At 42.9% G+C, this 7,526-nt stretch carries 8 protein-coding genes; 1 reads left to right on the top strand and 7 read right to left on the bottom strand.

Translation table 11 applies throughout. The annotated features are described in order from the left end of the window. Positions 1-1,141, top strand: a 1,141-nt coding sequence (pyk, locus tag J7I83_RS16185; RefSeq protein WP_215102424.1) for a pyruvate kinase, incomplete at its 5' end; no start/stop codon positions are given. 202 nt (positions 1,142-1,343) lie between these two features. On the opposite strand, the gene J7I83_RS16190 is transcribed toward pyk, so the two are convergent. From J7I83_RS16190 to J7I83_RS16220, 7 genes are all read right to left on the bottom strand, one after another. After that, positions 1,344-2,156, bottom strand: coding sequence for an SIR2 family protein (locus tag J7I83_RS16190; protein ID WP_215102426.1), 813 nt, complete (start codon positions 2,154-2,156; stop codon positions 1,344-1,346). A 273-nt stretch (positions 2,157-2,429) separates the two neighbouring features. Further along, positions 2,430-3,002, bottom strand: a complete 573-nt coding sequence (locus J7I83_RS16195) for a class I SAM-dependent methyltransferase (RefSeq protein WP_353048301.1) — start codon at positions 3,000-3,002, stop codon at positions 2,430-2,432. Between the two features lie 514 nt (positions 3,003-3,516). Continuing rightward, positions 3,517-4,275 (bottom strand): TerC family protein, encoded by a 759-nt coding sequence (locus tag J7I83_RS16200; RefSeq protein ID WP_215102430.1) that lies wholly within the window; start codon positions 4,273-4,275, stop codon positions 3,517-3,519. Positions 4,276-4,562: 287 nt separating this feature from the next. Continuing rightward, positions 4,563-5,228, bottom strand: coding sequence for a haloacid dehalogenase type II (locus tag J7I83_RS16205; RefSeq protein ID WP_215102432.1), 666 nt, complete (start codon positions 5,226-5,228; stop codon positions 4,563-4,565). 296 nt (positions 5,229-5,524) lie between these two features. Beyond that, a complete protein-coding gene (locus J7I83_RS16210) occupies positions 5,525-5,995 on the bottom strand; it encodes a dual specificity protein phosphatase family protein (protein ID WP_215102434.1) in 471 nt (156 codons plus the stop codon). Between the two features lie 14 nt (positions 5,996-6,009). Beyond that, complete coding sequence (gene trxB / locus J7I83_RS16215) at positions 6,010-6,960, bottom strand: thioredoxin-disulfide reductase (protein WP_215102436.1); 951 nt, start codon at positions 6,958-6,960, stop codon at positions 6,010-6,012. A 316-nt stretch (positions 6,961-7,276) separates the two neighbouring features. Then, on the bottom strand, positions 7,277-7,526 hold a 250-nt coding region (locus J7I83_RS16220), incomplete at its 5' end, for a low molecular weight phosphatase family protein (RefSeq protein WP_483313466.1).

Below are 7,526 nucleotides of genomic sequence, written 5' to 3' on the forward strand. Positions count from 1 at the left end.
TGAAAAGAACAATGGCGCGCACATCCAAATCATTCCAAAAATCGAGAACCAAGAAGGCGTAGACAATATTGATGAAATCATCATGGTTTCTGATGGCTTGATGGTCGCACGTGGCGACCTGGGCGTGGAAATTCCACCGGAAGAAGTGCCCTTGGTTCAGAAATCGTTGATCGATAAATGCAACAGTGCCGGCAAACCGGTCATTACCGCGACCCAGATGCTGGACTCGATGCAACGCAATCCGCGTCCGACACGCGCAGAAGCAAGCGATGTCGCCAATGCGATTTTCGACGGTACGGACGCCATCATGCTATCGGGTGAAACAGCAGCCGGTCTGTATCCAGTCGAATCGGTTGAAACGATGCACCGCATCGCTGAAACGACAGAAGCCGCATTAAACTACAAGAGGCTCGTGGATCACCGACGGAAAGAAAAACAGCCCAACATGACGGAAGCAATCGGCCAGGCCGTTGCCTATACCGCGTTGAACTTAAAAGTTCGAGCCATCATCGCACCGACGGAAAGCGGCACAACCGCCAAGATGATTTCCAAATACCGTCCAGAAGCTCCGATTATTGCGGTCACCTCTTCCGATAGACCAGCACGCAAGCTGTCCCTGGTTTGGGGCGTTCAGCCGATTGTAGGCAAAAAAGTCACATCAACAGATGAAGTGCTCGATAATGCTGTACATGAAAGCTTACTTCATCAATATGTTCAATACAGTGATCTTGTTATCATTACAGCGGGTGTTCCAGTTGGACAAGCCGGAACGACTAACTTGATGAAAATCCATATAATTGGGGATATTCTGGCAAAGGGCCAGGGTCTCGGCAAAGACGTTGTTTTTGGTGAAACAGCAGTAGTAAAGAATGCAGAAGAATGTTCTTCTATTGATATGACTGGCAAAATCATCGTAACGATCGGAACAGACCGCGATATGATGCCGGCCATCAACAAATGTGCCGGAATCATCACCGAAGAAGGCGGATTGACCAGCCATGCCGCAGTTGTCGGGGTCAGTCTTGGCATCCCGGTCATTGTTGGTATCAAAGAAGCGACTTCACTTATTAAGAACAACTATGACATCACAATGGATGCAAGTACAGGTGTCATATATCACGGTCATGGAAGCATTCTATAATTTTTGGCAGTCTGCTTTCAGCGTTTCTCTACATCGATAAATGCAGCAACTTTGTAATTCTTTACGGCATGAATTGAGGTTGAAGTATTTAAATTCTTAGCTAAAGATATTATTACAGTACAAAAGCAGGCTGCCTGAGAGTTTCAGGGCAACCTGCTTTTTTGTGCCTCATACAATAGAGAGTTGAAGTGAAGCCAGAAACCTACCTTTTAACCGCATTATTTAAATCAGTCAGAAAATTAGTCAATGCTTTTCCGGGATCATCGTTTTGATAGACGATGGGAATAATACCTCTCTCATTTAATATAGCTTCTCTTACTGGATTAGGATCAGTTAAGAAAATATACGATTTTGGCCTAAGATGCTCGTATTTTGAAGCTTTCCATTGATGATGTAGTTTGTAAAGCATATAGCGTATATTGATATCAGAAAGGCTGTATCCAATAAACAAGATGGATTTCTCCAACGAATCCGATCGTAATTTTATATCCAGTGAGGTTTCAAAGTCAAGTCTATTGAAATAACTGGATTCCGTCAAAACAATAGAAGAATCATCGTCAAAATCTCCATGAAACTTAATGATTTGTGTTTTATTGTTTTCAGTTAAAGTCATATCAGCAACATTTGTAATTTTCGTATATTCTTTTCCGTAATGATCATATGCATATTCAAGCCATCGATCGAAATTCGTTGTATAGATAACCGGAAAATCTAATTTAATGATTTCTCGATAAATGGCTGAGTTAGCGATGTTAAAACTTGGATTGTGCCAAACACGATCCATCCAGCTTCTCAGTTCTCCTAATGAACCTTTCTTCAAATAATAATACTCTGCCAAAATCAAAAAATCGCTATTTCCCCATTTATTGAAAGCTTCTGCATCATATCCCAGTTTTGCTGCCATCTGGTTAATCAGTTCTGAATAATCCGGAAGGCCGATATTTTTAGATACCCCAGAACCTACAAATAAAACTACTTGTTTTCTTAAAATGGCTAATGCTAATTCATCTAACACAGAACCTGCCTCCTTATAAAAAACGGCATTATTAAGCTAATGTTTTTCTGAATTGAGAATGAAACCCTGAAGGTAGTTTACACATCTATTAAAAAAATTTTTTATTTAATTTTTTTCTAGGCTCTATTACATTAAATTTTTTCTCTATAAAGCGCCCTGTTCCACTACACAAATCACAAGTTCTTTTAAACAAGATAAAGTGTTTGTGGTATCCCCGACCATCGCAAGAACTACAAATCAGGCGTAAGGCCATTATCTATCCCTCCATCGCTATTATTTTCGGCATACTGCTATTCCGATTGGATAATGAATATCATTTCGCTTTGGTTCAATTAAAACGCCTCTTTGGTAATAAAAACTTTGTTCTGAATAGCGTTCGAATAAGCTGTGGAATTCATCCCAGCTCAATTGATGTAGATGGAAAGGAGAACCGCAAGGCTTTCCTCTGCCTAAACCGAAAGGCGTGGAAAGAATAAGCATTCCACCTGGCTTCAGCATTTCATATAACGAGTCCATAAATTGCTGTTCATCTTCTAAATGCTCTAATGTTTCAAAGGAAATAATGGCATCGAATGTGCCCAATTTTTGAGAGAGGAGAGGATTTAAGGCATTTTCTTGAAGAAAAGTGACTTTGGGATGGTAGTATCGATGCTTTGCATATTTGATTGCTTCCATTTCTGAATCTACTGCTATAACTTCTGTTAGTTCTTTATGCTTCGCTTTTGCAATAAGTTGTGAACCGTATCCTGCTCCGCAAGCAATGTCCAATATCCGGCCACCTGCATAATCGATGGCAAACTGATAACGTGCGATGTGCTCAAGCAATAATCCGTTCAAGGGATTCATAAGTTCAGGAATGACTCTTTCACCAGTGTAGATCAATTAATGTATCCCCTTTCTGATTGTTAATTTCTTGTATTCTATCATGCTTATATAAGTTGAACTAAAGAAACCAGCTCTTATCCATCACTTCGGCCGCTTTGCGCTTGGCGAAGCAAGCTTATGTTTTACCACTGTAATCATAAAGGCTATAGAGCAAATCAGCAGAGACTCCCAAGGAGAAAAACTATTAGCAGGCCTTTCACTTTTATGCTGAATTTCTTGGAAAATCCTCTGTAATCACCCAGGTTAAAATTATTCTTATAGGGATTGAGTGCGGATTAATCTTATACATATTTTAACACCAACCTTCCCATAAAGGAACTAAAATGGGAAGGCTGGTGTGAATAAAACATTGATAATTAGTCATAATGCGGATACAAGAAAATACTGCTAACAAACAAAGGAAGGCCAAATGCCTGTAAGCATTTGACCTTCCTTTGTTTATATTATCGACTTCCGACGATTTGTTGGCAAATGCTTACGCTTCCAGTTCTCTTTTCTTCTTAATGCTGATCACGGCACCTGCCAAAACAATTCCCAGTAACACTGCCCAGAAAATCAGCTTCCACTCTGTTGAGTGGGCAAAGTCGTATGGCAGGAAACCAAGCTTTTCGTGCGATAAGGTGAGGACTGTCAATTTGACGCCTACCCAGCCAACAATAACAAAGGCTGTCGTTTCCAATTGCGGATAGTCTGCCAGCAGCTTGACGAATTTATGGGCGGCAAAACGCATAATGATGATACCGACCAATCCACCGGCAAGCATGACACCGAATTGCCCGCCATTAATTCCTCCAATTTCCACATTGCCCAGGTGTGGCAATGTCATCGCTAAAGCAACTGCAGCCAGCATTGAATCGACAGCAAAGGCGATATCCGCCAGCTCAACCTTCAGGACAGTCATCCAGAACCCGGAGCCTTTTGTTTCTTCCGGTTCGATTGAATGTTCTTTTCCTTTTCGCTGATCGTAAATGTGCTTGAAGGCAATAAACAATAAGTAAGCGGCTCCCAAAGCCTGAATCTGCCATACATCAACCAGCAAGGTGATCATGAACAAGGCTGCAAAACGGAAGACAAACGCCCCGACCAACCCGTAAAACAAAGCTTTTTTCTGCTGCTCTTTCGGCAAATGTTTGACCATGACTGCCATCACCACTGCATTATCCGCAGCGAGCAAGCCTTCCAATGCCACCAGCACCAGCAACACCCATACATACTCCAATAAAATTGCTTCCATCTTCCATCATCCCCCTATTTTTGACAACAAAAAAGACCCTTGCCTAATTAAAGGCAAAGGTCTCGCTAAGCAAATTTCTGCTATCACAACCGATGGCTACGAACCATGTAATGACGATTGTGAAATAGGTTTCCCTAAAGCTACTCCCCTTTGACGTGAAGTCAAAAGTATATTCCGTTGTATAAATAGAATAGCATGGCGAAGGCTTTTTGGAAACAAATATTTTATCAGCATTGCGAATTATCTCATTTTTTCTGTCTGGTCCTCATTTGCCGTTGAGCAGATCTTCATTTCCATTTTAATAATCCATTCAGGTCCGTGAAAATATAATCAGGCTCCAATTCAAGCTCTTCTACGGGTAGGTTTTTGCGGTTGATCCAAGCCGTTTGAAACCCGAAGTTTTTGGCTCCTGAAACGTCCCATCCGTTTGATGACATAAACAAGACTTCGCGGCTTTCAAGACCGAGTTTTTCCAGCGCGTACTGATAGGATTCAGGTGCCGGCTTAAACTGTTTGATTTCATCGATGCTGAGTACCTGGTCAAATACATCTGCCAACCCGGCATTCTCGATTAATGGGTCAAGCATATTATGGGAACCGTTGGAAAACACCACTAAGTTTTTATCCTTCAGCTGAGCGAGTACCTCTTCCACTTCTGCATAAAGCGGCAGATGGAGATAGGCTTCCAACAGTTGTTCCTCGTTCTGTTCGCTGCTTTTCAAGCCGTTTTCTTTCAGGGTATATATTAATGCCTGGTGAGTAATTGAATACAGCGTGGCATAATTCCCCATCAGCTGACGCAGCATAAAATATTCAACTTGTTTGGATCTCCAGGTATGGCTAATCTTTTCGCCATACCCAGGATAAAGATCCTCACACTCTTTTTTAATCGCTGTTACATCAAACAATGTGCCATAGACATCGAAAACAAAAGCTTTAATAGATCCTTCCACATTATCCCCTCCTTCAGCTTGCACTCCCCTATATGAACTTTAAGTCCATACGCAATTCATCACAAAATCTGTGCAGCCTTTTACACCTTATACCCTAAATCAGTGAGACTAGTCGGACCTGCAGAGATTGGCATGATAAACAGGGCATTGCACTCAGTTAGGAAGACCAAACCCCATATTTCATCTGGCTATAGTCAATCTAAAAAGAGCTCATGACTGAGCTCTTTTTGTCTGCTATCAAAGTAGTTTTTATGAGACAAGAAACCATCCAGCTTCTCCTGCTCATTACTTCGATGTCAGTTTTGATAAAAAATGCGTTTGAGTGATTCTTTGAGTTGTGGTTTCACCATGATTATTGGGCGCACCGCAGTCGCTTGAGCTTCTGCTTCTGCTTCTGCTTCTGCTTCTGCTTCTGCTTCTGCTTCTGCTTCTTGTACAGTATCCGCTTTCCCAAGTGCCAAAAGCGTACCAATTGCGACAGTGCCAGTCCGGTTGCTTCCCCCCGCACAATGAAAATACACTTTCTTGCCTTCGTTATAAGCATCCATTACCTGATCGATCGCTTTCTTAATCGACTCATCCTGCTGTTCGTCAGAATCATCCACAATTGGACTATGAACCCGGACATAATCGTAATCACCTTCTGCTGCTTCTGCACGCAGGTCGATCACCACATCAATCTTTTCGTCTTCAACTGCACCTTTCGCATCAGCTGCGCCGCCAATAAAAATGCGGTCTTTTACCAATTCCTGATATTTATTGGTCATTTCGCTTTTTCCTATCATGGCAAAGTTTGGCTCCAATCTACAATTTCTTGTCCTTCCAGAAAACGCTCCGTGTCCATCGCCGCCATACAGCCGGTTCCCGCCGCAGTGATAGCTTGACGGTATCTTTTGTCTTGAACATCGCCGCAAGCAAAAATACCTGGAATGTTCGTTTCTGTCGTACCAGGCACCACTTGAATATAGCCCATTTCATCGGTGTCGATCTGTCCGTTCAGAAAAGCCGTATTCGGCGTATGGCCAATGGCAACAAAAATACCATCCGTCTCAATGACATCTTCTGCCCCGGTTACTCTATTCACCACTTTCAGTCCAGTGACTTTTGTTCCGTCACTGATCACTTCCATCGGTGTATGGTTCAGTTTCCATGAAATCTTCTCATTCTGTCTTGCACGATCCTGCATGATTTTAGACGCGCGTAATTCATTGCGGCGATGAACGATGACGACTTCTTCTGCAAACTTTGTCAGAAAGCTCGCTTCTTCCATGGCAGAATCTCCTCCGCCCACGACAATGATTTTCTTTCCACGATAGAAAAATCCGTCACATGTAGCGCAGGTGCTGACGCCCGTTCCAATATTCTCGGTTTCTCCAGGAATCTGCAGAAGCTTGGCCGAAGCGCCGGTTGATAGAATAAGTGCTTCCGTCACCACTTCACCTAAACCGCTGACCTCTAATTTGAATGGTTTTTGAGAAGCATCGACTCCCGTGACCCAACCGCTTTTAAATACCGCACCGAAACGCTCGGCCTGCTTTCGCATATTGTCCATCAGTTCCGGCCCCATGACGCCATCGACGAAACCGGGAAAGTTCTCGACTTCGGTCGTCAGTGTCAATTGTCCACCTGGCTGGTCTCCTTCAATAATAAGAGGATTCATGTTGGCTCTCGCTAAATAAATTGCTGCTGTCAGTCCGGCAGGCCCTGTTCCAAGAATGACTACTTTGTGCATGTTGATTACCTCCAAGGGGTTATAGGATAAACTCTTTCAACTGTGTATAACCGATCTTTTCTTCCTAGAGCCACGGAATTGCGGCACAACAGCCGCAAATGATTTCAAAGCCTTTCTTTTCCAACGAATAGACCGCAGAAGCAATACGTGCGTGTCAAGTCTGGATCTACACCGGCCGCAAACACCTGTGGAAAAGTACATGGCTGGATTAAAGATTCCAACTTTTTTTTATGATGGATTCTTCTTCATTATGATATTAGAATATGCTAATGTTTTTTGGAAACGAAAGCCGAGATCTAAGATCACGGCTAGTTTTTTACTTGCCTGTTTCAGCAAACTGACGAATCCGTTCGCCGATTTCGTCACGGACGTTTTGGAAGACCGTCCATTTTTCTTCATCTGTTCCTTCTGCTTTCGCCGGATCGGTAAATCCCCAATGATCGCGTTTAACATGAGACGGTGTCATCGGGCATTTGTCTGCCGCGTCGCCGCATAGCGTCACAACAAAGTCGGCATTGTTCAAGATGTCCAAGTCGATCATGTCAGAAGTCTGGCCCGAAATGTCG

Origin of the sequence: Planococcus sp. ISL-110 (assembly GCF_018613575.1) — a bacterium.
Lineage (GTDB): Bacteria > Bacillota > Bacilli > Bacillales_A > Planococcaceae > Planococcus.

Bases quoted from the DNA above. Each gene is read 5' to 3' on its own strand.
- J7I83_RS16210 (WP_215102434.1), bottom strand. From the start codon at position 5,995: ATGACCAATAAATATCAGGAATTGGTAAAAGACCGCATTTTTATTGGC.
- trxB (WP_215102436.1), bottom strand. From the start codon at position 6,960: ATGCACAAAGTAGTCATTCTTGGAACAGGGCCTGCCGGACTGACAGCA.
- J7I83_RS16200 (WP_215102430.1), bottom strand. From the start codon at position 4,275: ATGGAAGCAATTTTATTGGAGTATGTATGGGTGTTGCTGGTGCTGGTG.
- J7I83_RS16195 (WP_353048301.1), bottom strand. From the start codon at position 3,002: ATGAATCCCTTGAACGGATTATTGCTTGAGCACATCGCACGTTATCAG.